The sequence below is a fragment of the Micromonospora sagamiensis genome, from assembly GCF_014680085.1.
In the GTDB taxonomy this organism is placed as follows: domain Bacteria; phylum Actinomycetota; class Actinomycetes; order Mycobacteriales; family Micromonosporaceae; genus Micromonospora; species Micromonospora inyonensis.
This window is the reverse complement of sequence record NZ_AP023438.1, coordinates 3,422,516-3,444,564: the sequence shown is the minus strand read 5'-3', so window position 1 is coordinate 3,444,564 and position 22,049 is coordinate 3,422,516. Positions and strand designations below refer to the sequence as shown.

22 protein-coding genes are annotated in these 22,049 nt (G+C 73.5%); 7 read left to right on the top strand and 15 right to left on the bottom strand.

What is annotated here, in order from left to right; genetic code table 11:
- Positions 1–416: 416 nt before the first annotated feature.
- The 5 genes from IGA62_RS15140 to IGA62_RS15120 form a co-directional block, all read right to left on the bottom strand.
- Complete coding sequence (locus IGA62_RS15140) at positions 417–1,070, bottom strand: hypothetical protein (protein ID WP_145820605.1); 654 nt, start codon at positions 1,068–1,070, stop codon at positions 417–419.
- The gene (locus tag IGA62_RS15135) at positions 1,061–1,603 is read right to left on the bottom strand and encodes a hypothetical protein (protein ID WP_145820607.1); all 543 of its coding nucleotides are present in this window, start codon (positions 1,601–1,603) and stop codon (positions 1,061–1,063) included. Before IGA62_RS15135 ends, IGA62_RS15140 begins: the two co-directional genes overlap by 10 nt.
- 150 nt (positions 1,604–1,753) lie before the next feature.
- The gene (locus IGA62_RS15130; protein ID WP_145820609.1) at positions 1,754–4,117 is read right to left on the bottom strand and encodes a sodium-translocating pyrophosphatase; all 2,364 of its coding nucleotides are present in this window, start codon (positions 4,115–4,117) and stop codon (positions 1,754–1,756) included.
- A 401-nt stretch (positions 4,118–4,518) separates the two neighbouring features.
- Complete coding sequence (locus tag IGA62_RS15125; RefSeq protein WP_145820611.1) at positions 4,519–4,956, bottom strand: ATP-binding protein; 438 nt, start codon at positions 4,954–4,956, stop codon at positions 4,519–4,521.
- The gene (locus IGA62_RS15120) at positions 4,953–5,309 is read right to left on the bottom strand and encodes an STAS domain-containing protein (protein WP_091455277.1); all 357 of its coding nucleotides are present in this window, start codon (positions 5,307–5,309) and stop codon (positions 4,953–4,955) included. The genes IGA62_RS15125 and IGA62_RS15120 overlap by 4 nt, the downstream gene beginning before the upstream one ends.
- A gap of 141 nt (positions 5,310–5,450) precedes the next feature.
- Here IGA62_RS15120 and IGA62_RS15115 point away from each other — a divergent pair, with 141 nt between their 5' ends.
- The 3 genes from IGA62_RS15115 to IGA62_RS15105 all read left to right on the top strand — a co-directional run bounded on the left by IGA62_RS15115 (position 5,451) and on the right by IGA62_RS15105 (position 8,809).
- Complete coding sequence (locus IGA62_RS15115; protein ID WP_186500062.1) at positions 5,451–7,835, top strand: DEAD/DEAH box helicase; 2,385 nt, start codon at positions 5,451–5,453, stop codon at positions 7,833–7,835.
- 57 nt (positions 7,836–7,892) lie between these two features.
- Positions 7,893–8,096, top strand: a complete 204-nt coding sequence (locus IGA62_RS15110; RefSeq protein WP_145820615.1) for a hypothetical protein — start codon at positions 7,893–7,895, stop codon at positions 8,094–8,096.
- A 134-nt stretch (positions 8,097–8,230) separates the two neighbouring features.
- Positions 8,231–8,809, top strand: a complete 579-nt coding sequence (locus IGA62_RS15105; protein ID WP_145820617.1) for an LURP-one-related/scramblase family protein — start codon at positions 8,231–8,233, stop codon at positions 8,807–8,809.
- A 79-nt stretch (positions 8,810–8,888) separates the two neighbouring features.
- Here IGA62_RS15105 and IGA62_RS15100 read toward each other — a convergent pair whose 3' ends face one another.
- The 7 genes from IGA62_RS15100 to ssd form a co-directional block, all read right to left on the bottom strand.
- The gene (locus IGA62_RS15100) at positions 8,889–9,266 is read right to left on the bottom strand and encodes an Rv3654c family TadE-like protein (RefSeq protein WP_145820619.1); all 378 of its coding nucleotides are present in this window, start codon (positions 9,264–9,266) and stop codon (positions 8,889–8,891) included.
- A gap of 27 nt (positions 9,267–9,293) precedes the next feature.
- The gene (locus tag IGA62_RS15095; protein ID WP_145822214.1) at positions 9,294–9,656 is read right to left on the bottom strand and encodes a TadE family type IV pilus minor pilin; all 363 of its coding nucleotides are present in this window, start codon (positions 9,654–9,656) and stop codon (positions 9,294–9,296) included.
- An 80-nt stretch (positions 9,657–9,736) separates the two neighbouring features.
- Positions 9,737–9,892, bottom strand: coding sequence for a DUF4244 domain-containing protein (locus IGA62_RS15090; RefSeq protein WP_172900371.1), 156 nt, complete (start codon positions 9,890–9,892; stop codon positions 9,737–9,739).
- A 36-nt stretch (positions 9,893–9,928) separates the two neighbouring features.
- Complete coding sequence (locus tag IGA62_RS15085; RefSeq protein WP_145822215.1) at positions 9,929–10,603, bottom strand: type II secretion system F family protein; 675 nt, start codon at positions 10,601–10,603, stop codon at positions 9,929–9,931.
- 194 nt (positions 10,604–10,797) lie between these two features.
- Positions 10,798–11,898, bottom strand: a complete 1,101-nt coding sequence (locus IGA62_RS30125) for a type II secretion system F family protein (RefSeq protein ID WP_232625018.1) — start codon at positions 11,896–11,898, stop codon at positions 10,798–10,800.
- Positions 11,895–13,142 carry a TadA family conjugal transfer-associated ATPase gene (locus tag IGA62_RS15075; RefSeq protein WP_145820621.1) on the bottom strand — a complete coding sequence of 416 codons (1,248 nt, stop codon included), beginning with the start codon at positions 13,140–13,142 and terminating at the stop codon, positions 11,895–11,897. Before IGA62_RS15075 ends, IGA62_RS30125 begins: the two co-directional genes overlap by 4 nt.
- Entirely contained in the window at positions 13,139–14,239 is a 1,101-nt protein-coding gene (gene ssd / locus IGA62_RS15070) for a septum site-determining protein Ssd (protein WP_145820623.1), read from the bottom strand. Before ssd ends, IGA62_RS15075 begins: the two co-directional genes overlap by 4 nt.
- Before the next feature lie 295 nt (positions 14,240–14,534).
- Between ssd and IGA62_RS15065 the strand changes: the two genes are divergently transcribed.
- On the top strand, positions 14,535–15,185 hold the full coding sequence (locus tag IGA62_RS15065; protein ID WP_145820625.1) for a VHL beta domain-containing protein: 651 nt from the start codon (positions 14,535–14,537) through the stop codon (positions 15,183–15,185).
- A 105-nt stretch (positions 15,186–15,290) separates the two neighbouring features.
- On the opposite strand, the gene IGA62_RS15060 is transcribed toward IGA62_RS15065, so the two are convergent.
- The gene (locus IGA62_RS15060) at positions 15,291–16,124 is read right to left on the bottom strand and encodes an alpha/beta fold hydrolase (protein ID WP_145820627.1); all 834 of its coding nucleotides are present in this window, start codon (positions 16,122–16,124) and stop codon (positions 15,291–15,293) included.
- A 169-nt stretch (positions 16,125–16,293) separates the two neighbouring features.
- Here IGA62_RS15060 and IGA62_RS15055 point away from each other — a divergent pair, with 169 nt between their 5' ends.
- The gene (locus IGA62_RS15055; RefSeq protein WP_198501274.1) at positions 16,294–17,286 is read left to right on the top strand and encodes a sigma-70 family RNA polymerase sigma factor; all 993 of its coding nucleotides are present in this window, start codon (positions 16,294–16,296) and stop codon (positions 17,284–17,286) included.
- A 52-nt stretch (positions 17,287–17,338) separates the two neighbouring features.
- Here IGA62_RS15055 and IGA62_RS15050 read toward each other — a convergent pair whose 3' ends face one another.
- Positions 17,339–17,620: a hypothetical protein gene (locus IGA62_RS15050; protein ID WP_198501233.1), complete on the bottom strand. Its 282-nt coding sequence runs from the start codon at positions 17,618–17,620 to the stop codon at positions 17,339–17,341.
- Positions 17,621–18,082: 462 nt separating this feature from the next.
- Here IGA62_RS15050 and IGA62_RS15045 point away from each other — a divergent pair, with 462 nt between their 5' ends.
- A complete protein-coding gene (locus tag IGA62_RS15045) occupies positions 18,083–18,886 on the top strand; it encodes an HAD family hydrolase (protein ID WP_145820629.1) in 804 nt (267 codons plus the stop codon).
- A gap of 149 nt (positions 18,887–19,035) precedes the next feature.
- On the opposite strand, the gene IGA62_RS15040 is transcribed toward IGA62_RS15045, so the two are convergent.
- Entirely contained in the window at positions 19,036–19,782 is a 747-nt protein-coding gene (locus IGA62_RS15040; RefSeq protein WP_145820631.1) for a Fic family protein, read from the bottom strand.
- Positions 19,783–20,057: 275 nt separating this feature from the next.
- Between IGA62_RS15040 and acs the strand changes: the two genes are divergently transcribed.
- A complete protein-coding gene (gene acs, locus IGA62_RS15035; protein ID WP_145820633.1) occupies positions 20,058–22,022 on the top strand; it encodes an acetate--CoA ligase in 1,965 nt (654 codons plus the stop codon).
- Positions 22,023–22,049: the final 27 nt, after the last annotated feature.

The window sequence follows — 22,049 nt, the reverse complement described above, 5'->3', positions numbered from 1 at the left end:
CCTCACTCCTGATCGTGGCCCGACCGCCCTCGCCGGCGGTACCGCCGTGGTCCCGGGCCGCTGGCGGTCCGGATGTCCAACGTAACGCGCCGCCCGCATTCGGGGTTTCGTGGGCGGCGAAGCCACCCGACAGCGGCGGTCGCCTCCCGACGCGGCTCGGACGCATGTGCCGGACGGCGTCACCGTACACCGCGGATCCGCCCTCGGGCGGGTCACTGTGTCGAACGTCGACCCGTGACCGACCCCCCGGGGGATCACCCGGGGGCGCCACCCGACCACCGGCTGTCCCCTACCCGACAGCAGGCCAGACCAGTCCGGAGCGGGCCGGGAAGATCGTTTCGGCACACGCCCCGGGTCGCGCCCCACGGTCCGGTTCGCACTTTCTGCGGGCGATCGAACACGCAGGGTGACCGACATCAGGTCGGGCCGGACGGCCACTCGGCCGTCGGCGCGGCGGCCGGACGGTCCCCGACCAGCTCAGCCAACCGGGCCAGCCGGCGCCGACCACTGATCCGGTACGTCGGCCCGTCCGCCCCGGCGTCGAGGAACACCCCGGGGAGCCCGATCGCGGCCAGCGCCCGTCCGACCGGCTCCCGGCAGGGCTCGTCGGCCGGGCCGAGGTGCAGCCGGAAGCCGGACGGTTCGGCGACACCCGCCGCGGCCAGCCAGAGCCGCAGCCGGCGGCCGTTGAGGTGGAAGGCGGCCGGCGGCCGCTTGCGCACCAGGTCCGGACCGGCCGCCGGGCCGTCGGCGTCGGGGAGCCAGGCAGCCGCGAGCGGGGCCAGGAAACTGGTGTACGAGGTACGGACGCGGTACCGGTCCCCGGTCGCCTCCCAGCTCGCGTGCACCCCGCGTCGGGCCAGCTCGGCGACGAGCACGTGCACCCGCCAGGCGACGTCCACCACGACCGACAGTCGGGCGGTGCCGCCCATCCGGACGATCTCGGCCGGCCCGGCGAGCAGCCCGGCCAGGTCGGCGGGGGACGGGTCGGCCGCCTCCGTACCGAACAGGGAGAGCTGGCGGACCGGTCCGGGACCGGCCGGCGCGTCGGATGGCGGCGTCAGCGACACTCCGGGACCTCGTCGAAGGCCTGTTTGAGTTCTTCCGAGTTGAGCTTGCTGGTGTCCAGCGCGCTCGCGTCGTACTCCTTGTTGAGGGTGTCCACGGCGGCCCGCACCCCGTCGTAGAACGCGGTCGGCTGGCCGGTGCCCAGCCCGGCGATGGTCTTCCGGGCCCGCCCGTAGGCGTCCCGGACCTTCTCCAACGAGCTGAGGAAACCGGCGGAGACCTGTTCACCGTGCTCGGTGTCCGGCACGCCGGCCGCCTCGACCCTGCGGCGGGCGGTCTCGCTGGCCTTCTCGGCCCCGGCGAAGAGCCGGACCAGGTTCTCCTTGGCCTGTGCGGGGGTGGTCTGCGCGGTCATCTGCTGCTGCGTGCTGCTGGTCAGCTTGTTGATCTCCGCGCGCCAGGGGGTGAGGGCCTCGCAGACCGCCGCGGCCCAGACCCGGGGCGCCGGGCCGGCACCGCACGCGCCGACCACGAGGACGATCGTGGCCAGGACCACCGTGAGCTTTCCGGCGGTCGCCGCCCGGCACGTACGCATGCGTTGCAGCGTACGGCCTCCGTCGTGATGCGCCACCCACCCATCGATGCCGGCACCGGCCGCGGCGGCGTGCCCGGTCCCCGGTCACCTCACCGACCACCGGTCCCCGGTCGGCGACGTTGCCGACCGGGGACCGGTGGGGTGTCGGACTCAGGCGCGGGCCGGCTCCGGCCGCTGGTCCGGGCTACCGGCGGCGGTGCCGCCCGAGCCCCCGTCGGCGTCGGACATGGCCACGCCCTTGCGCTTGCTGAACAGCACCGCCGCGACGATGACCAGCGTGGCGACGACCGCGATGGTCACCCGCAGCGGGGTGTTCCGGTCGGCACCGATGCTCCAGGCCACCACGGCCGGGGCGATCAGCAGCGAGACCAGGTTCATCACCTTGATCAGCGGGTTGATCGCCGGGCCGGCGGTGTCCTTGAACGGGTCACCGACGGTGTCGCCGATCACGGTGGCGGCGTGGGCCTCGGAGCCCTTGCCGCCGTACGCGCCGTCCTCGACCATCTTCTTGGCGTTGTCCCAGGCGCCACCGGAGTTGGACAGGAAGACCGCCATCAGGGTGCCGGCGCCGATCGCCCCGGCCAGGTACGACGCGAGCGCGCCCGGCCCGAGGCCGAAGCCGACCGCGATCGGGGCCATGATGGCCAGCAGGCCGGGCGTCATCAGCTCGCGCTGCGCGTCCCGGGTGCAGATGTCGACGACCTTGCCGTACTCGGGGCGCTGGGTGCCGTCCATGATCCCGGGCAGCTCGCGGAACTGCCGGCGTACCTCCATCACCACGGCACCCGCCGAGCGGGAGACCGCGTTGATGGCCAGTCCGGAGAAGAGGAAGACCACCGCCGCGCCGATGATCAGGCCGACCAGGTTGCGCGGGTTGGCGACGTTGAGCGCGTTGAGGATCTCCGCGCCGACGTCACCCACCCCGGCGTCGGAGTACGCGGACCGCAGCGTGTCGGTGTACGAGCCGAACAGCGCCGTGGCCGCGAGCACCGCCGTGGCGATGGCGATGCCCTTGGTGATCGCCTTGGTGGTGTTGCCGACCGCGTCCAGCTCGGTGAGGATCCGCGCGCCGTGCTCGTCGATGTCACCGGACATCTCGGCCACGCCCTGCGCGTTGTCGGAGATCGGGCCGAAGGTGTCCATGGCCACGATCACGCCGACGGTGGTGAGCAGGCCGGTGCCGGCCAGCGCCACCGCGAACAGGGAGAGGGTGATCGAGCTGCCGCCGAGCAGGAACGCCCCGAACACGCCGGCACCGATGAGCAGCGCCGAGTAGACCGCCGACTCCAGGCCGACGCTGATGCCGGCGAGGATGACGGTGGCCGGGCCGGTCTGCGAGCTCTTGCCGATGTCCTGCACCGGGCGCTTGTCGGTCTCGGTGAAGTAGCCGGTCAGCGCCTGGATCGCGGCGGCCAGCACGATGCCGATGACCACCGCGCCGATGGCGACCAGACGCGGGTTCCGGTCCACGTCGGTGAGGCCGCCCTCCAGGTCGGCGAAGCTCGCCGGCAGGTACGCGAAGGCGGCGATCGCCACCAGCACGGCGGAGATCACCGCGGAGAGGTAGAAGGCCCGGTTGATCGCGGTCAGGCCGGAGCGGTCCGAGGCGCGCAGCCGGGTGATGAAGACACCGATGATCGCGATGACCACACCGATCGTGGAGATGATCAGCGGGAAGACCAGGCCCTCCTCGCCGAACGCGGCCCGGCCGAGGATCAGGGCGGCGACCAGGGTGACCGCGTACGACTCGAACAGGTCGGCGGCCATGCCGGCGCAGTCACCGACGTTGTCGCCCACGTTGTCGGCGATGGTGGCCGCGTTGCGCGGGTCGTCCTCGGGAATGCCCTGCTCGACCTTGCCGACCAGGTCCGCACCGACGTCGGCGGCCTTGGTGAAGATGCCGCCGCCGACCCGCATGAACATGGCCAGCAGGGCGGCGCCGAAGCCGAAGCCCTCCAGCACGGTCGGCGCGTCACCCCGGTAGAGGAGGACGACCAGCGCCGCGCCGAAGAGGCCGAGGCCGACGGTGAGGAAGCCGACCACACCACCGGTGCGGAAGGCGATCTTCATCGCCGCCTCGCGACCGCCCTGCCGCTCCCGGGCCGCTGCGGCGACCCGCAGGTTGGCGCGGGTGGCCAGCCACATCCCGGCGCCGCCGATGAAGGCGCTGAACACGGCGCCCACGACGAAGAAGGCCGACCGGCCGATCTTCACCATGGTCTCGCTGCCGTCGGTGTCGTGCACCGGCAGCAGGAAGAGAAGCACGACGGCGACGACCACGAACACCGCGAGTGTCCTGAACTGCCGGAGCAGATAGGCCGAGGCGCCCTCCTGGACGGCCCCGGAGATCTCCTGCATGTTGGTGGTGCCCTTACCGGCTGCCAGTACCGCCTTGGTCAAGGCGGCGGCGAAGACGAGCGCCACCAGCGCGATGACCGCGGCGATGACGACGTACGACACGTTGGCGCCGGTAAGGGAGAGCTTGCCGCCGTCGGCGGCCAAGATCCCGGACATCTGTGTCCTCCTGTACCGAACACTCGCGTCGGCCGGTGGGACGTACCGGCCGGACGCCTGGATGCGGACTCGCAAGCGGAGCCGGCCCACCACCGATACGCGGACAGCGAAGATCACCTATAGCCGCTGGTGATGGGCGGGACACTTGCTGACAACCCGCGTACTGTAGCCCCATCCAGTGTCAGAGGTCACACCGAGGGTACGCCTCGCGTGGATGATCTTCATCGCTGTGATATGTGAGGAAATCTGATATAGGCGGGGATCACGACGAGAAGGTCGTGCCCCGTCGGCGGGGACACGACCTTCGTTGATGTCCGGAGACTTCGCCGACGGGGACGCGATTCGTCGACGTGACGCCTGAGCGGCCCGTGGCCGGCGGAGGTGCCCGGAAGCTGCGGGCGTCAGCGGCCGACGGGCCAGACCATCCGGACCTCGGTGCCGATGCCCTCGTCCACCGGCCGCACCTGGAGGTCCTCGACGAAGCCCGCGAGCAGGGCGAAGCCGACGCCGGTGGTGAGGGCCTCGTCGGTGAGGGACTCGTTGGCCAACTGGTCGGCGTCCAGCGCGGCCAGGCCGAGACCGGCCTCGATCGGAGCCCGGTCGACCACCCGCACCGCGTACGCCCCGCGGTCCGACATCTCCACCAGCACCGGGTCGGGGATGTCGTACTGCCGGTGCAGGGCGACCGCCCGGGTGCACGCCTCACCGATGGCGAGGCGAACCTCGTCCAGCAGATCCTCGCGGACCCCGGCCCGTCGGGCGACCGCCACACCCACCAGTCGGGCGGTGCGGACGTGGACCGGCGCGGGTGAGAAGGAGAGCCGGACCGTTGCCATCACGCGCCCGGGGCGGACGGGTCGGCGGCGACCGCCGCGTCGACCGTCGGGTGCAGCGGGAAGACCTGGTCGAGCGCGGTGATCCGGAAGATCTTGAGCAACGGCTCCTTGTCGCAGACCAGAGCGAAGGTGCCGCCGGCCGACCGGAGCCGCTTCAGCGCCCCGACCAGCACTCCGAGACCGGTGGAGTCGAGGAAGTCGACCCGGCCCAGGTCGACCACCACCCGCCGCGCACCGCCGTCGATCAGCTCGATGAGACGCTCACGCAGACGGGGGGCGGTGTAGACGTCGACCTCACCACCGACCTCGAGCACCGTGTGCTCCCCCACGGCGCGGGTCGCCAGTGACAGCTCCATCGGTCCCTCCTCGCAAGAGCCCAAACTCTCCTGGGCATCTAACCATCTCCGCCGCCGCGCCGAACGGGTCACCGGTGGCGGGAACCTCCTTACCCGGGTCCGGGTGGTCGAATTCCGGGTTCCGGTGCGAGAGTGCACGATGTGACCTCCGCAGCCACCGTCTCGACCGGCTCCGGACCCGGGCCCGCCCCGGCCGAGCTGCTGCGCCGGCTGCGCGCCCGGAGCGCCGCCGATCCGGTCACCCACGTCGAACGGGTGCCGCCCCGGCCGGGCGTACCGGTGCCCTGGCCGGAGTGGGTCCCGCCGGAGCTGCGCGCGGCGTTCGAGCGGCGCGGCGTGGTCGCGCCGTGGCGGCACCAGGCCGAGGCGGCGAGCCTGGCGTACGACGGCCAGCACGTGGTGGTCGCCACCGGCACCGCGTCCGGCAAGTCCCTGGCGTACCAGCTCCCGGCGCTGGCCACCCTGCTGGCCGACCCCCGGGCCACGGTGCTCTACCTCGCGCCGACCAAGGCGCTCGCCGCCGACCAGTTCCGTGCCGTCGCCGAACTGGAGCTGGACGGCGTACGCCCCGCCTGCTACGACGGGGACACCCCGCGCGCCGAGCGGGAGTGGATCCGCCGGCACTCCCGGTTCGTGCTGACCAACCCGGACATGTTGCACCACGGGATCCTCCCCGGGCACGCACACTGGTCCGGCTTCCTGCGCCGGCTGACCCACGTCATCGTCGACGAGTGCCACACCTACCGGGGTGTCTTCGGCTCGCACGTCGCCCACGTGCTGCGCCGGCTGCGGCGGCAGTGCGCCCGGTTCCGGAGCGCCCCGGTGTTCGTGCTCGCCTCGGCCACGTCCGGCGACCCGGCGACGGCGGCCGGACGACTCACCGGACTGCCGGTGGCCGCCGTCACCGAGGACACCTCGCCGCGCGGCGGGGTGACCTTCGCGCTCTGGGAGCCACCGCTGCTGCCCGCCACCGCCGACGATGCGTCGCAGGACCTGACCCCGACCCGCAGGTCGGCGCTGCGCGAGACCGCGGACCTGCTCGCCGACACGGTCGCCGCAGGGGTACGCACCCTCGCGTTCGTCCGGTCGCGGCGAGGTGCCGAGGTGGTGGCGAGCACCGCCCGCCGCGCCCTCGACGAGGCGGTGCCGGGGCTCGGCGCGCGGGTGGCCGCGTACCGGGCCGGCTACCTGCGCGAGGAACGGCGGGCGCTGGAGCGGGCGCTGCTCGACGGCGACCTGCTCGGGCTCGCCTCGACCAACGCGCTGGAGCTCGGCGTCGACCTGGTCGGGCTGGACGCGGTGCTGATCTGCGGGTACCCGGGCACCCGGGCCTCGCTCTGGCAGCAGGCCGGGCGGGCGGGGCGCTCCGGTGGCGAGGCGCTCGCCGTGCTGGTGGCCCGGGACGACCCGCTCGACACCTATCTGGTGCACCATCCGGAGGCGCTGTTCGGGGCACCGGTCGAGGCGACCGTGCTCGACCCGGCCAACCCGTACGTGCTGGCCCCGCAGCTGGCCTGCGCGGCGGCCGAGGCCCCGCTGACCCCCGCCGACCTGGAACTCTTCGGTGAGGGGGCGAAGGAGGCGGTGGACACGTTGGTCGCGGCCGAGGCGCTGCGGCAGCGGCCGACCGGCTGGTACTGGCGGCACCGGGAACGACCCGAGGTGGACCTGCGCGGCTCCGGCGGCGCCCCGGTCTGCGTGGTGGAGTCGGCGACCGGACGGCTGCTCGGCACGGTCGACGGCGGCTCGTCGCACTTCCTGGTCCACCCCGGCGCGGTCTACCTGCACCAGGGCGTCTCGTACGTGGTGGACGACCTGGACCTCGCCGACGGCTGCGCGCTGGTGCACACCGAGGAGCCGGACTGGTCCACCCACGCCCGGGACGTCACCTCGCTGTCGGTGGTGTCGGTCCGCTCGTCCGTCGACGCCGGACCGGTGCGGTTGTTCCTCGGCGAGGTGGACGTGACCAGCCAGGTGGTCTCGTACCAGCGGCGGCGGCTCTCCTCCGGTGAGGTGATCGACACCCGGCCGCTGGACCTGCCGGCCCGCGAGTTGCGGACGGTCGCGGTCTGGTTCACCGTCACGCCGGAGGCGCTGGCCGGGGCGGGGGTGGAGCCGGTCGACGTGCCGGGCGGACTGCATGCCGCCGAGCATGCGGCGATCGGCCTGCTGCCGCTGGTGGCGACCTGTGACCGGTGGGACATCGGCGGGCTCTCCACGGCACTGCATCCGGACACCGAGGCGCCAACGGTGTTCGTCTACGACGGGCATCCCGGCGGGGCGGGCTTCGCGGAGCGGGCGTACGGGACGGCGGCGGCGTGGCTGCGGGCGACCCGGGACGCGATCGTCGAGTGCGGCTGCGAGACCGGCTGCCCGTCCTGCGTCCAGTCCCCGAAGTGCGGCAACGGCAACAACCCGCTCGGCAAGGCGGACGCGGTGCGGGTCCTCGACGTGGTGCTGGCGAACCTGCCGGACGCAACGGGCGAACCTTCGACGACGGTGACGGTCCACCGAACGCAGGCATAGATCGACCCCGTTCGGGGCATCTGACATGGGAGCGCTTCCATGCCCCGAGGAGGAGTCGTGGCCGACACCATCAGCGAGACCGTTGACCTGCTCTATGCGGTCGACCAGGAGAACCTGACCCGCGACCAGCAGATCGCCCTCGGCGCGGCGCTGGCCCAACTCGCCCAGGCCGAACGACTGGAACAGATCAACGAGCGACTGCGCGCCATCCACCAGATCCTCAACACCTGGGTCCTGCGCGCCACCACCGACACCCGCTGAAGCCCCGATCCGCTCTGCCGATCATGGAGTTGGCGCCGCCCACACCCGTGTGTCACGAGGTCAACTTCATGATCAAGTGTGTCGGGTGGGCGGAGATGTGCAAGAGTCGGGCGCATCGGACGGAAGGAACCTTCATGCAGCTCGACCAGCTTCAAGCCCAACAGCGGTTCCACATCCGGCAACGCCTGCGGTTCATGGTCAACCAGTACGAGGTCCACGCGGTCGCGCCGGACGGCTCCGAGGGCGGCCTGCTCGCCTTCGCGCAGCAGAAGCGGCTCGCCTTCAAGGAGCAGGTGACCCTCTACACGGACGACACCAAGCAGCAGCCCGTGCTCGGCTTCAAGGCCCGGCAGCGGCTCGACATCGGGGCGACGTACGACGTCACCGACCACCTCGGCAACCCGATCGGGCTGTTCCGCAAGGACTTCGCCCAGTCGCTGCTGCGCTCCACCTGGCACGTCGAGCAGCCCGGCCTGCCGCCGGCGACCGGCCAGGAACGCAGCATGCCGGTGGCCCTGCTGCGGCGGTTCGTCGACTCGCTCTCGTGGCTGCCGTACCACTTCGACTTCGTCGCCGGGGGTCAGCCGATCTTCTCGGTGGTCAAGCAGTGGGGGCTGCGCGACCGGTACACCGTCGAGGTGACGCACCCGCAGATCGACCGCCGTCTCGTCATCGCGATGGCCATCGGGCTGGACGCCCTCCAGGGCCGCTGACGCCGGGGGAGGTCGCCGTCGCCAGCGGTCGTGCTGCTGTTCGCCGTCACCTGCCCCCGGGCCGGGACGGTGCGCCGGCTCAGCCACGTACCGGACCGGCACGGGAGGTGGCGGCGGCCTTCCGGTGCAGCCCGGGCAGCGGTGCGACCGTCACCTCCACTGTCACCTGGAGGTCCAGCCCGTCCAGAGCGCACCCGACCAGCTGAGCACCGTTGGCGAGGGCCAGTTCGGCGGCTCGGCGGCAGGCGGTCTCCTCGCCCCGGAGACTGATGCCCGCCCCGGCCAGGGCCGCGAAGTCGGCCGCCACCCGCGCCTGCTGCCGAGCCGTACGGGCTGCGCCGGTCGCCGCGCCGAAGAGCCCGACGAGCAGGAACACCAGTCCCACCGCGAGCACCAGGACACTCGCCCCACCCCGATCCCCCGCTCTCGGCGTCTCCTCGTTCCTTTTGCCGGGCAAAGCACTCCTCCCTTCGACGCGGGACCGTCACGACGCGGGGAACGGGGTGCCGGGCTCGACGGCGGCGACCGCCGTTGCGGCCACCGTGATCCGGGGCAGGTTCGCGCCGAGCGCCCGCACCGGGGCCCGTACCGTCACGGTCACCCGGTCCTCACCCACCTCGACCGCGATGTCGGCCCCGGCCGGGGCGACCCGGGCTCCAGCCGTCCGCCCGCTCTCGCCCCGGGAGGCGGCGAGCGCCGCCTCCCGGGCCGCGTCCAGACAGGTGGCTTTCGTGGTCGCCGCACTGACCACGGTCAGCCCGGCCAGGAGCAACAGCATCAGCGCCGGCAGGCCGGCCGCCAGTTCAGCCGTGAACGAACCCCGGTCACCGCCGGACCTCACCCCGATGACGACGGCCCGACCGCCACCACCGGTCGGTGCTGCGGCGATGCGCGGGTCACGGGCACGGCCGGCCCGCCGGCGCCCGGTCACTTCAGGGCCCGGTCGATCACCGCGGTCAACGCCGACTGCACGTTTCCGCTGGTCAGAACCTTCAGAAGGATGCCGGCGAAGGCGACGGCGGCGAGGGTACCCACGGCGTACTCGGCGGTGTTCATCCCGGCGTCCCCGCGCAGGCGGGCCATCAGTTTGCGCACGTTACGGTCCTTTCTCGACGGTTGTCAGAGCACGTCACCGAGGACGGCGACGATCACCGGCACCAGGCCGGCGAGAATGAAGGCCGGCAGGAAGCAGAGCCCCAGCGGCAGCACGATCAGCACGCCCGCCCGACGGGCCGACGCCTCGGCGGCGACCGCCCGGTCGGTCCGGAGGTCGTCGGCCAGGCGGCCCAGGGCCCCGGCCAGCGCCGCGCCGCTCTGCGCCGACCGGACGGCGGCGTTCACCAGTCGGTCCGCCCCGGCCACCGGGGCGAGGTGGACCCACGCCTCCTCCGGTGTCCCACCCAGCAGGAGGGTGCGGCCGACCCGACCGAGCCGATCGGCAAGCGGCCCACCGAGCGCCTCCGCCACGGCGATCACCGCCCGGTCCACGGGTGCGCCGGCGCGCATCGCCGCCGCGAGCAGGTCGGCGGCGAGCGGCAGGTCGGCGACCTCGGTGAGTCGTCGGTTGCGGACGGCCGGCGGCTCGATCCTGCGGAGCAGCCGGTCGAGGGTCGCCGCAGCCAGCGCTCCCCCGGCCAGCCCGGGCCAGCCACCGACGACCACGGCGACCGCGATCCCGGCGAGACCGGCGGTGAGCCGGACGACGTCCGGCCGTCGTCGGGACGTCGCCTCGGCCTCCGGGCCCGACGGGCGTCTCCGCTGGCCGGGCGAACGGTGGGAGCGTCGGTGTGCCATGGCGACGACCAGCGCCGCGACGACCAGGCAACCGGCGGCGGCGAGCTGGGCGGTACCGGCACCGGCCGGACCGGCGAGGGCCACGGGCCCGGGAGCGAGAAGGGAGGAGCCGTCGACCAGGACGGCGGAGTCGTCAACCAGGACGGAGACGCCGACGATGTCGCCCCCGAGCAGGGCCGTGAGCCGGGCGCCCATCAGGTCGCCCCGCCGGGGGTGGCGCCGAGCCGTTCGGCCCAGAGCAGCCCGACGACCTGGAGCAGGGTTGCCACGACCGCGCAGCCGGCACCGACCGGGGTGTGCAGCAGCACCCGGACCGGGTCGACGCCGATGCCGTATCCGAGGGCAATGCCGCCGAGCGGCAGCGCGGCGAGCAGCCAGGCGGTGGCCCGTGCCCCGGCGGCCTGGGCGGCTGCGGCGGCCAGGCCACGATCCATCGCCCGCATGTCGGCCTCGATCCGCTCCACCAGTTCGGCCAGTGGCGCACCCGTCCGGTCGGCGAGGCGGATGGCCGCCCGGGTCAGCCGGTCGATCCGATCGAGAGGGGCCGGACCGGCGGCGTCGTCCACAGAACGCTCCAGCCGGTCGGCCGGGTCCACACCGTCCGGGACGGCGGGGTCGTCGCCGACACGGACCGGGACCGACCGACCGGCTTCCGACGGCGCGGATTCGTCGGCGAGGGTGGTCGGGACCGGCAGACCGGCCCGCAGGTCGGCGGCGAGCGCGCCGAGTTGGTCCAGCCGGTGCCGCCGGAGTCGTTCCGCCGACCGGGTCAGCCGACGCCGGAGCAGGGCCCGCATGCCCAGGGCGCTGTACGCGGCAGCCACCAGGGCAGCCACCGGCCCGGCGAGCAGCCCACCGCCGACCGCCCCGACACCGGCCGTCAACACCATGTTCCGCCTCGGCGACACCGCCCAACGGCCGGTGATGCCCCCACCGGCATCGACGAGTCGCCGGGCCGCGTCGGTGGCCGTTGCCGGCAGGGTCGGCCCGATCCCGGCGTGCCCACCGGTGGTGCCCGATCCGCCTTCGCCGACCGGGCGAGACGGGTCGCGGCGGTTGGGTGGCCCCGCCGCAGTCCGCCGGCCGGTGGCACGCCCCGGACCGGACCGCCGGAACCCGGGGAGGTGGGCGACGTGTCGCAGGTAGACCCTGATGTCCCCGTCGACCGGAGGGGAGACCTGACGCCCGGATCGGAACAGCGCCCGGTACCGGGACCGGCCGCTGCCCGTCGGCCAACCGATGACGGCGGCGGCGGCGAGCACCAGCAGCACCACCGGCCAGGCGGCGGCGCTCACGACGGCGTCCCCGACGCACCGGGCCACGGCGGGGACAGGATCGGCGGCACCGGCACGCCGCGCTGCTGGAGCAGCGCCCCGAGGTTACGGGCGGCCCGCCCCGGGCCACGTCCACGTACCCAGGCCGGCACGACCGTGACCAGGCGGTCCGGCCCGTCGGGCAGGAGCAGCGAGACCGACTCCAGCACCCGGCCGCCACGCCCCCGCCGCATCTGGAGCAGCACCTGGAGAGCGGCGGTCACCTGGGCGTGCAGGGCCGCGCGGGGCAACCCGCCGAGCAGACCGAGGGCCTCCAGCCGGGCCGGTACGTCCGACGGCGCGTTGGCGTGCAGCGTCCCGGCCCCACCGTCGTGGCCGGTGTTCAGGGCGGCGAGCAGGTCGACCACCTCACCGCCCCGGCACTCCCCGACCACGAGCCGGTCCGGCCGCATCCGCAGCGCCTGCCGCACCAGGTCGGCCAGGCCCACCGCACCCGACCCCTCCACGTTGGCGGTGCGGGCCTGCAACCCGATGACGTGCGGATGCACCGGGCGCAGTTCGGCGGCATCCTCGACCAGGACGATCCGTTCGGTGACCGGCACCAGCCCGAGCAGGGTGTTCAGCAGGGTGGTCTTGCCGGAGCCGGTGCCCCCGGTGACCAGGTACGCCAGCCGGGCCGCCACGACGGCGGCGAGCAGCGGGGCCACCGGCGGGGACACCGTGCCGTGATCCACCAGCTCGTCGAGGGTGAACGGACGCTGCCGGAAGGTCCGCAGCGACAGGTAGGGCCCGCTGGTCGCCACCGGGGGCAGGACGGCGTGTAGCCGGGTTCCGTCGGCGAGCCGGGCGTCCACGAACGGGGAACCGTCGTCCAGCCGCCGGCCCGCGCCGGCCGCGAGTCGCTGTGCCAACCGGCGCACGTCGTCCACCGTCCCGACCGGGACGGCCACCTGCCGCAGGCCGTCGCCCCGGTCGATCCAGACCCGGGTGCCGTTCACCAGCACGTCGGTGACCTGCGGGTCGGCCAGCAGCGGCCCGAGCGGCCCGGCCCCGACGAGGTCGTCGTGCACCCGGTCGGCCATCCGCAGCACCACGGTGTCACCGAGGACGGCGGCAGCGGGCTCGGCGCGTACCGCGGAGACGACCGTGGCCGGGGTGACCGGGGTGGCCTCGGCGGCGAAGCGCTGGCGTACCCGGGCGGAGAGTTCGCCGACGGCGGCCGGACGGTCCGCCGGGTGGTGCGGCGCGCGGGGGTGGTCGGTCATGCCGCACCTTCCGCAGACCGACCGGTCAGGTCGGCGACGATGCGCTGGCAGAGGATGGCGAGCGGGCCACGGCCGGTCGCCGCCGGGGCCTCGCCCCGCTCCAGGCCGCGCGAGATGCCCGGCTCGGGTCGAAGCGTGCCCGCGAGCGGCAGGCCGAGTGCCCGGGCCACCTCGGCGGCCCTGAGCCGCCCCGGCGCGGGGCCCCGGACGATCACCGCCAGGTCGGTGCAGTGCGGTGCGGCGGCGGCTACCACCTGAGTCGCTGCGGCGGTGGCCCGCAGCTCGGCGGGGACCACCAGGAACACCCGGTCGGCAGCTTGCAGCGCGAGCACGGCGGCGTCGTCGAGCTGGCGGGGCAGGTCGACCACGACCAGGTCCCGGCCTCGACGGGCGGCGTCGAGCGTGGCGGCCATCGCGGGTGCGGGCAGCGGCAGCGGGTCGCCCCGGTCCCCGGAGAGGACCACCAGGTCGCCCCGGCTGGGCAGGGCCTGGACCAGGGCGGGCGGATCGACCCGGCCGTCGGCGTCGGTGAGCGCCGGCCAGCGCAGCCCTTCCAACTGCTCCCAGCCGAGCACCAGGTCGAGGCCGCCACCGAGCGGATCGGCGTCGACGAGGAGGGTCCGGAGCCGGGCCCGGGCGGCGGTGACCGCCAGACCACCGGCGAGGACACTCGCGCCCGCGCCACCCCGGCCACCGAGCACGGCCACCACCCGGGCATCGGCGGTGGCCTGCTGGGGCGCGCACTCGGCGAACCGGTCGACGAGCCATGGTTCGGCTGCGGGCAGGGTCGCGACGTGTTCCGCGCCGATCAGCTCGGCGACCTCCCAGCCGGGGTCGGCCGCGCCGGAGTGCCCGACCAGCACCAGCCGGGCCCGACGCGGCAGCCGGGCCCGCAGGCAGGGTTGCGCCTGGTCGCCGCCGACGAGCACCAGCGGGGCCGGCGACCACCGGGACCGGGCCGCCGCCGGGTCGGCGGCCACCTCGACCTCCGTACCGCCCGCTGCGGCGAGCCGGAGGAGGTCGTCGAGGAGGTCGACGTCCGCGGTGACGACCAGCGGGAGTCGTCGGTGCGGCCGGACATCGGTACGGGGTGGCATCGCGGCCTCCAGCAGTCAGGCTCGGGGGTGCTGCCGAGAGACTGCGCCGCCGGAGGCCCCGTCCGCTGGCGTGACCGCCGTACCTGTGGACAACCGGAGCGCCTGTGGACAACGCCCGTTCCCGCCGTCGATCTGCTATGGGGACGGCCTTCGGATCGCCTGTCCGCGCAGCCCCAGCCATGATCGGAATCGGCCACGCCGACAGGGTCCATTGACGCATGCAAAGATCGCTTCTGGATAATCGTGGGCCCGTGCGGCCTGCCCGGGGCGGCACCCGAGGGGAGATCGGCCACTGATGACTCGTGCGGCAGGATCCGGACCACAGGAGACCGGCGGGCGGCGGCTCCGCTCGTTGTGGTGGGCGTACTCGCTGGTCGCGGTCATGGTGGGGGCGGTGACCGTGGCGGTGGTCTGGGCACTCGGCACCGCCACCACGCCCGTACCCAGGCCGGTGGCGGACCCGTCGGTGCCGGCGATCCCGCTGCCCACCTTCGTCGGTGCGACCCCGCAGGCGGCGGCGGCCACCGCCCGGACCGCCCCGACAAAATCCGCCTCCCCGACCCCTGCCTCCCCGTCACCCACCCCGACGCCGTCCCCCGACCGGAGCGCCACCGCGAGCGGCCGGCCGGGCTCCGCCCCGAGCCGGTCGGGCGCACCGGGCGTCGTGGAGCTGACCCCGCTCCCCGCCGAGCAGGAACGCGACCTGCGGTCGGTCGACGGCGGGGCGGACACCACCGTCGAGTTCGTCAACCGGCGAACCGGACAGGTGACCGTCTACTGGCTCAACCAGTGGGGGTACCGGGTGCGCGTCGAGCGGCTGTCACCGGGCGAGTCCCACCGGCAGGACACGCAGGTCGGTCACCCCTGGGTCGTCACCGACGGCAACGGCCGGGCGTTGGCCGTCTTCCAGCCGGTCGCCGCGCCGGGCCGGGCCACCGTCCGGTAGCAGGCCGGGCATCCGTCGGGCCGGACCAGCGACCGACGGGCTGGCCGGGCGGATGCCCGCCCCTTCTCCCCCGTCGGTGTGCCGCCCCGTACCTGCCGGTTCCGCTCACCCCTCGGCCAGGACCTCACGCAGCCGGACGGCGAACCGCTCCGGATCGCCGACGAAGCCGATGTGGTCGCCGGGAAACATGGTCGGCGCGACGCCGAGCCCCGCCGCGAGCGCCCGCGAGGTGCGGTCGCAGAGCTGACCGGCGGACTCCTCCCCGATGCCGACGACGATCCGGGTCGCACCGGACCGCAGGGCCGGCAGGTCGGGCTGCCAGCGGGTGGTCGGGATCAGCATGTGCGCGTACTGGAAGTGCTCGTCCGCCACCGTCTGCGGGTCGCGTTCCCCGCCGAACATCGCCGCGACCATCTCCTCGGGCATCTGGATGTTCGCCACGGCCAGGAACTGCCGCCACGCGCCCGCGGTGTCACCGGTCAGGTAGGTGGCGACCATCTCCTCGGTACGGGCCTGCAACTCCTCCCGGTCGTCGAGCAACTCGTCGAGCGGCGGTTCGTGCGCGACGACGGTGTGCACCTGTCCGGGGTGGGCCTGCGCGAGCGCCAGCGCGCTGACCGCGCCGCCGCTGGAGCCGAGGACCGCCGCCGGCCCGGCGTCCAGGTGGGTCAGCAGTCGGGACAGGTCGTCGGCGCGCAGTTCGGGGGTCGAGTCGCGGTCGGGGTCGTCGACCGGACTCCGGTGGATGCCCCGGGGGTCGGTGGTGAGCACGGTGTGGTCGACGGAGAGCAGGTCGGCCAGGGGCGCGAACGGCCCGGCGTCCATCGGCGCGCCGACCAGCACCACCAGCGGACCCCGGCCGCGTACCTCGTAGTGGAGGGTGGCGTCGGGGACGCGCAGGGTGCCGACGGTGACGGAAGCGGTCACGGTGGGGTTCATCAGGTCCTCCGGTCGCACGGGTGGATCGTTCGGTCGAGGAGGTGACTCCCGTCGTGGGGCAGAATCGTCGCTCGTGGGGAACATTTCTCGGACGGCCCCGGGCCCGCCCTCCGACGCGGCGGCCGGTTCGCCTCCGGGCCGACCGGCCGACGCGGCGACCGATCCGGTCCTGAACCGGGCACGGGCCGGCGACGACGAGGCGTTCGACCGTCTCGTCGCGCCCCTGCGTCGGGAGCTGCACGCCCACTGCTACCGGATGCTCGGTTCGACCCACGATGCCGACGACGCACTCCAGGACGCCCTGCTGCGCGCCTGGCGGGGGCTCGCCCGTTTCGAAGGACGCAGTTCGCTGCGCTCCTGGCTGTACGCGGTGGCGACCCGGGTCTGCCTGGACACGGTGGCGGCCCGGGGTCGACGCGCACTGCCGGTGGACCTCGGTCCGGCCAGCGACCACCCGGTACTCGGCGACGCGCCGCTGGGCCGGGTCGCCTGGCTCGGTCCGTACCCGGACGGGGAGTTGACGGACGGTCCGGCACACCCGGGCGCACGTTGCGAGCAGCGGGAGGCCGTCGAACTCGCCTTCGTCGCCGCCCTCCAGCACCTACCGGGCAACCAGCGGGCGGCGCTGCTGCTCTTCGAGGTGCTCGGTTTCTCGGCCGCCGAGATCGCCACCATGATGAACACGTCGACCGCGTCGGTGAACTCGGCGTTGGCACGGGCCCGTCGGCTCGTCGCGGACCGGGTCGGCCCGTCCAGCCAACAGCACACGCTGCGGAAGATCGGTGACGCGCGGCTGCGACAGATCGTCGACGGGTACGCCACGGCGCTGGCGAACGCCGACGCGGACGCCCTGGTCGCGCTGCTGACCGAGGACGTCACCTGGTCCATGCCGCCGCTGCCCGCCTGGTACGCGGGCATCCGGGCGGTCACCGACTTCGCGGTACGGGTGCCGTTGACCGGGTGCGGGACATGGCGTCACCTGCCCACCCACGCCAACGGGCAGCCCGCCGTGGCCAGTTACCTCGACGCCGACGGCAGCGGTACGCACCGCGCGTGGTCGATCGACGTGCTGACCCTGCGCGGTGACCGCGTCGCGTCGATCACCTCGTTCCTGGATCCCGGGGTGTTCCGCCACTTCGGCCTCCCGGCCAGCCTTCCCTGACCTGGCGGCTCGTCGGCCCCACCCCGGTCGGCCGGGCGGGACCGGTGGACGGTCACTCCGCCAGGTATCCGGTGGCGGGGTCGATCTGGGCGAGGAAGTCGCGGGCGGCTTCCGTCATCTCGGCCGGGCTCATCGTGAAGCCGGCCGCTCCGGAAAGCCCGAAGCCGTAGTCGTGCGGCCCGGTGAGCCAGTCGAAGTCGTAGGTTCCGGGCTCCTCGGCACGGGCACGGACGCGGAACTCGTGTCCGTCCACCACCAGCCTGACCGGTTCACCCTGGTACCTGATGTTTCGCAGGTGCTCGGGGGCGAGGCCGGGCTCAGGTGCGGTCGACATGCCTGCTCCTCTCCTCAGCCGCCAGGCAGGAGGATGCGCGATGGCGCGCTTCCACCTGGTCGAGGTACTGGTCGTCCGACCGCCATTGTGCCGGCCGGCAGCGGGCACCTCGCCGGTCGCGACGGGAGTGACGAAAGGGACGACCCCCGTCGGGGGGAGACGGGGGTCGTCGGGGAGTTCGGCTCCGGGGGGGATTGAGCCGAACTCGCTCAGCGGTTACGGGGGGTGCAACCGCCGAGGGTCGGTGTTGTACACATGCGAAAAGTCGTCGCAAGTACAAGCATGCCGTAGCAGACCTGCTCACGTCGAGTGGCGCAACCTCCACTCCCTGCGAAATTATGCCTACGGGGTGTGACCGTGATCACTCCGATCGAGGGGCTTCGAAGCATGTTCGCAGGTGAGTGAGGTTCGCCACCCCCGGGCACCCGCCGACCCTAGACCATCGGGCTAGACTTTCGCGCCGTGGGCCGAGGTGCCGCTTTCTTCGATCTGGACAAGACCGTCATCGCCAAGTCAAGTGCCCTGGCGTTCGGTCGGCCGTTCTACCGGGATGGCCTGATCACCCGTCGGGACGTGGTCAAGTCCGCGTACGCCCAGCTCATGTTCCGGCTCGGCGGCACCGACGAACAGACCATGGCCCGCACCCGGGACTACCTGGCGACCCTCTGCAAGGGCTGGCAGGTGGAACAGGTCCGGCAGATCGTCGCGGAGACCCTCCACGAGCTGATCAATCCTTACGTGTACGCCGAGGCAGCCGCCCTCATCGAGGAGCACCAGGCCGCCGGCCGGGACGTCGTCCTGGTCTCCGCCTCCGGCGAGGAGATGGTCCGTCCGATCGGGGAACTGCTCGGCGTCACCGACGTGATCGCCACCCGGATGGCGGTGCAGGACGGCCGGTACAGCGGCGAGGTCGAGTTCTACGCCGCCGGGCCGAGCAAGGTCGACGCGGTCGGCGAGCTGGCCACCGAGCGGGGCTACGACCTGGCCGAGTCGTACGCGTACTCCGACTCGTACAGTGACCGGCCCCTGCTGGAGTGCGTCGGGCATCCCACCGTGGTGAACCCCGACCGACAGCTGCGCAGGCTGGCCACCGAGAACTCCTGGCCGGTGCTGGAGTTCCGGCACCCGATCCCGCTGGGCCGCCGCCTGCGGGAACGCCCGGGGGTTCCGGTCGCCGCCGCCGCGCTCGGCGTCGGCGTGGGGGTCGCCATCGGCATCGCCTGGTACGGCCGGCACCGCCGCACCCGCATCGCCCCGGTCGCCTGACCGACCACGCGGCCCCCGCACGCCCCGACGCAGACTTCGACTACGCACCGCCGCACGTCCGGCCACGCTCCTCCGCAGGCCCGGCCAGACGCTTCCGCACACCCCGCGACCCGCGCCTTCTCAGGCCCGGCCGGCGCCGACAGGGCGGTTCAGGAAGCGGCGAGGATCTCGTCGCCGACGAGGGTGAGCTGGTCGGCGGCGACCTCGATGGCGGTCGTGTAGTGGCGCAGCCAGGACCGTAGCCCGTCCGGGGTGCCGGTGGCGAAGGCCCCGGCCGAGCCGACGTACTCGGGCTCCCGCTCGCGGTGCCCGACGTCCACCGCCACCAGGCCACGTGGGTCCAGGCCGGTCGACATGAGCACCAGTCGGGCAGCGGCGCGGGCCACCACACCGGACGGGCCGGCGAACGGCCGGAGCGCCAGCAGCTCTCCGTGCACCACGGCGGCGAGCAGCAGCGGCGGGGCCTTCGTGCCCCCGGCGACCAGCCCGGCCAGGCCGTCCAGCCGGGCCCCGACCACCGGGTCGGTGACCGGCCGCCCCAGTTCCTCCTCGGCCACCACGTCCCGGGCGGCGAGCACGTGCAGCCTCGCCAGCACCTGCCGGGGTGCCCTCGACCAGCGTTCGGTCAGTCCGGGCAGCGCCCCGGCCACCCGCAGCGCCCCCTGGAGCACCGGGTCGGTGACCGTGCCGGCCCGGACCGCCTCGCGCTCGTGGGCGTACCCCTCGAGGGCGGCGCTGGCCACCGCGGACCGCAGGCTCACCTCGGCGGCGACCTGCCCGCCGTGCCGGCGCAGCGCGCGGTGCCGCATCGCCTGGTCGACGTGGTCGCGGGCGCGCTCGACGGCGGGTGCGACGTCGGCGAGCGTGAGGAGCGGGGCGAGCGGGTCGGAGGTCACCCGCCCACGCTAGCGACCGGCTCGGACGGGCCGACCGGCAACGGGTCGGGTTGCGGTGCGTCGCGCGGCGCTGGGGTGGTTGCAGGGGGCCCTTCCTCGACAGAAAGCGGTAGCAGGGGACCCCTGCTACCACCCCAGCCCACCGGCCACGCCGATCGGCGCGTCGGACGGGCCGCTGGGCGCGTCGGTGACGATGGCAGTCGCGGGGGCTGGTCGGCGAAGTTAACCTCTCTGCAACGAGACGCAGGTCATCCGAGCGACGAGGAGTCACGCCCATGAGCGAGGCCTTGGCCAATTTGCTGAACGAGACGCGGCAGTTCCCGCCGCCGGCCGCGCTCGCCGCGAACGCCAACGTCAAGGCCGACGCGTACGCCGAGGCCGAGGCCGACCGGCTCGGTTTCTGGGAGCGGCAGGCCCGTCGGCTGACCTGGACGAAGGAGTGGGACCAGGTGCTCGACTGGTCCAACCCGCCGTTCGCGAAGTGGTTCGTCGGCGGCCAGTTGAACGTGGCGTACAACTGCCTGGACCGGCACGTCGAGGCGGGGCTGGGTGACCGGGTCGCCATCCACTGGGAGGGCGAGCCGGGCGACACCCGCACGATCACCTACGCCGAACTGCACAGGCTGACCTGTCAGGCGGCGAACGCCCTGACCGACCTGGGCGTGGTGGCCGGTGACCGGGTGGCGATCTACCTGCCGATGGTGCCGGAGGCAGCGGTCGCGATGCTGGCCTGCGCCCGGATCGGCGCGACGCACAGCGTGGTCTTCGGCGGTTTCTCCGCCGAGTCGCTGACCAACCGGATCCAGGACGCCAGCGCCAAGGTGGTCATCACCGCCGACGGTGGCTTCCGGCGGGGCAAGCCGTCGGCGCTGAAGCCGACCGTGGACGAGGCGCTGGCAAACTGCCCGTCGATCGAGCATGTGCTGGTGGTCCGGCGCACCGGTGAGGAGGTCGCCTGGTCGGAGAAGGACCGCTGGTGGCACGAGACGGTGGAGACCGCCTCGACCGTGCACACCGCCCAGCCGTTCGACGCCGAGCACCCGCTGTTCATCCTCTACACCTCCGGCACCACCGCCCGCCCGAAGGGCATCCTGCACACCACCGGCGGCTACCTCACCCAGACGGCGTACACCACGCACGCGGTGTTCGACCTGAAGCCGGAGACGGACGTCTACTGGTGCACCGCCGACATCGGCTGGGTGACCGGGCACTCCTACATCGTGTACGGCCCGCTGGCCAACGGCGCGACCCAGGTGATGTACGAGGGCACCCCGGACACGCCGCACAAGGGCCGGTTCTGGGAGATCGTCGACCGGTACGGGGTGACCATCCTCTACACCGCGCCGACGCTGATCCGCACCATGATGAAGTGGGGCGAGGACATCCCGGCGCAGCACGACCTGTCGTCGCTGCGGCTGCTCGGCAGCGTGGGCGAGCCGATCAACCCCGAGGCGTGGATCTGGTACCGCCAGCACGTCGGCCGGGGTGAGCTGCCCATCGTCGACACCTGGTGGCAGACCGAGACCGGGGCGATGATGATCTCACCGCTGCCGGGGGTGACCGAGGCCAAGCCGGGCAGCGCGATGACCCCGCTGCCGGGGATCAGCGCGGACGTGGTGGACGACCAGGGCCAGTCGGTGCCGAACGGCGGCGGCGGTTACCTGGTGCTGCGCGAGCCGTGGCCGTCGATGCTGCGGACCATCTGGGGCGACGACAACCGGTTCATCGAGACGTACTGGTCGCGGTTCGAGGGCATGTACTTCGCCGGGGACGGCGCGAAGCGCGACGACGACGGGCACATCTGGCTGCTCGGCCGGGTGGACGACGTCATGCTGGTCTCCGGGCACAACATCTCCACCACCGAGGTCGAGTCGGCGCTGGTGTCGCACCCGTCGGTGGCGGAGGCGGCGGTGGTCGGCGCGACCGACCCGACGACCGGGCAGGCGATCGTCGCGTTCGCCATCCCGCGCGGCACCGTGGACGCCTCCGGCGAGGCGGGCGAGCAGCTCATCGCGGACCTGCGCAACCACGTGGCCCGTACGCTCGGCCCGATCGCCAAGCCCCGGCAGATCATGCTGGTGCCGGAGCTGCCGAAGACCCGCTCCGGCAAGATCATGCGGCGGCTGCTGCGGGACGTGGCGGAGCACCGGTCCCTCGGTGACGTGACCACGCTCCAGGACTCCTCGGTGATGGAGTTGATCTCCTCGGGCATGGGTGGCGGGAAGTCCGACGAGGACTGACGCTGCGCGTACCCCTTCCGGTGGGTG